At 72.5% G+C, this 2,323-nt stretch carries 4 protein-coding genes; 3 read left to right on the top strand and 1 reads right to left on the bottom strand.

Annotation, left to right across the window (positions count from 1 at the left end; genetic code table 11):
• Nucleotides 1-234, top strand: a 234-nt coding sequence (locus CCN56_RS35230) for an acyl carrier protein (protein ID WP_086831852.1), incomplete at its 5' end; no start/stop codon positions are given.
• An 82-nt stretch (nt 235-316) separates the two neighbouring features.
• Here the strand turns inward: CCN56_RS35230 and CCN56_RS35225 are convergent.
• Nucleotides 317-535 (bottom strand): MbtH family protein, encoded by a 219-nt coding sequence (locus CCN56_RS35225; RefSeq protein WP_086831851.1) that lies wholly within the window; start codon nt 533-535, stop codon nt 317-319.
• 170 nt (nt 536-705) lie between these two features.
• Between CCN56_RS35225 and CCN56_RS35220 the strand changes: the two genes are divergently transcribed.
• Both CCN56_RS35220 and CCN56_RS35215 read left to right on the top strand, forming a co-directional pair.
• On the top strand, nt 706-1,743 hold the full coding sequence (locus CCN56_RS35220) for a glycosyltransferase (protein ID WP_086831850.1): 1,038 nt from the start codon (nt 706-708) through the stop codon (nt 1,741-1,743).
• A 27-nt stretch (nt 1,744-1,770) separates the two neighbouring features.
• The coding region (locus CCN56_RS35215; protein WP_086831849.1) for a 4'-phosphopantetheinyl transferase at nt 1,771-2,323 on the top strand (553 nt) is incomplete at its 3' end.

The following is a 2,323-nucleotide window of genomic DNA, read 5'->3' as shown; positions in this document are numbered from 1 at the left end:
CTCGTCGAGCGCGTCGGCGAGTACCTGCCCGAGCTCGCCGAGCCGGTCGACCCGCACCGGCAGCTCGGCGAGTACGGACTCGACTCGATAGCCGTCGTGGCCTTCGCCGCCGACGTGGAGGACCGCCTCGGCGTCGCCGTCGACCCCACCGCCGTCTGGGACTACCCGACCCTCGCCCAGCTCGCCAAGCACCTCTTCGACGAGAGAGCGGCACGGCTCGACGGCGCCGCCTGACCGTCCCGGCCGTCCGGCCGGGCGCACACGAAGGGGGCCGCGGTGGTCGACACCACCGCGGCCCCCTTTCCGGTCGTACGGCTCAGGCCGCGTCGCCCGCCATGGCACGCACCAGGCTGAGCGGACGCATGTCCGTCCAGTTCTCCTCGACGTACGCGAGGCAGGCGGCCCGCGTGTCCTCGCCGTGCACGGACTTCCAGCCCTCCGGGATCTCGGCGAACGCCGGCCACAGCGAGTGCTGGCCCTCGTCGTTGACGAGCACGAAGTACGACGCCTCGTCGTTCTCGAACGGATTGGGCACGATCCCACCTCACATATGCGCGCGGAACTGCGGTCGGGACGAGCTTCGGCCGCCGCTCTACAGGATTCCTACGGCACCCCGCCGCCCCTCGTATAGCCCACGTGTAGGCCGGCCCGTGAGGCTGCCCGGGACGGTGCGACGACCGTCCCAGGAGTCTGTGAGGAATTCCCTTGACCACGGCGGCGATTGACGTGATCTGCCCGGCCTGGAACAGGTCCGAGGCCATCCGACCCACCATCGACAGCGTGCTCGCCCAGACGTTCACCGACTGGCGCCTGCTCGTCGTCTCCGACGGCAGCACCGACGACACGGACGACGTGGTGCGCTCGTACGACGACCCACGCGTCCAGCTCATCCGCACCGAACGGCACGGCCACCCCGGCGGCCCCCGCAACATCGGCCTGGCCGCCGCGACCGCGCCGGCCATCGCCTACCTCGACAGCGACGACCAGTGGCTGCCCGAGCACCTGGCCGTCCTCCGGCGCGAGTTCGACGCGGGCGCCCGCATGGTCGTGACCGCCAGCATCGGCCGGAACGAGCGGGGCGAGGAGGTGTACCGCTCGCACCCCCTCAACGGCGTCTGGCACCCCGAACTCCAGCTCCTCTGGGCCTTCTACGAGCCCTCCCGCGTCGGCCACCTGCGCGGCCTCGCGGAGAGCGTCGGAGGCTGGACCACCGAGCACACCGGCATGGAGGACTGGGACCTGTGGCTGCGGCTCGCCGACGCCGGCGAGCGCTTCCGCACGGTCAACGACCGCACCGTCGTGATGTACCTCAGCGACACCTCGCGCCGCCGCACCATGGACGTCCGCCACCGCCTCACCCTCGGCTCCCTCGCGGACGAGGCGGCGTGCGAGCGTCTCGCGGAGGCGATCCGGGACCCGGAGACCCAGGAGGAGCTGCGTTCCTCCTTCGCCACCGAGATGCTCCGCTTCTACCACGCGAAGGCCGCCGTCGGCGATCTCGTCGTCCCGACCGACATGAGCGTCGAGGACGCCCTGAAGCAGATGGAGGAGTTCGTCACCGACCCCTCCACCCCGATGCTGCGCGAGCTCGCCTTCGTCGAGGAGGACGGCCGCTTCTCCGTCGTCCAACCCCTCCAGTGCAGCAGCGACCGGCACGCCGAGCGGCTCCAGGACTTCCTCACCGTCCACGACGCGGGCCGCCACGCCGTCGTCCGACGGCTCATCGCCGCCGTGACCCGCTAGGGTCCGACGACCAGCGCCGGAGGCCCCGTGATCGAGGAACTGCTCCCGCCGGGCGTCGAGGCCAGGGAGGTCTTCGGCGATCCGCCCGACGCCGTCCTGTACGAGGAGGAGCGGGCGCTCGTGGCGACGAGCGTGGAGAAGCGCCGCACGGAGTTCACGACCGCCCGCTTCTGCGCCCGTGCCGCACTCGCCGCCCTGGGCGTGCCGCCCGCCCCCATCCTGCGGGGCGAGCGCGGCGCGCCCCGCTGGCCGTCCGGGACCACCGGCAGCATGACGCACTGCGACGGATACCGTGCGGCGGCCGTCGCCCGCACGGGCCGTGTGCTCTCCCTCGGCATCGACGCCGAACCCCATCTGCCGCTCCCGGACCCCGCCGTCCGCGACCTGGTCACGCTCCCGGAGGAACGCCGCGGCCTGGCCCGCCTGGCGGCCGCGCGCCCGCAGGTGTGCTGGGACCGGCTGCTGTTCAGCGCGAAGGAGAGCGTCTACAAGACGTGGTTCCCGCTCACCGGCCGCTGGCTGGACTTCCAGGAGGCCCGGGTCACCCTCGACCCGGACACCGGCACCTTCCACGCCCGCC

The organism is Streptomyces sp. NRRL B-24572 (genome assembly GCF_002156145.1).
GTDB classification, from domain to species: domain Bacteria; phylum Actinomycetota; class Actinomycetes; order Streptomycetales; family Streptomycetaceae; genus Streptomyces; species Streptomyces vietnamensis.
Note: the sequence above shows the minus strand (reverse complement) of the source record. Positions and strands in the feature narration are given on the sequence as shown.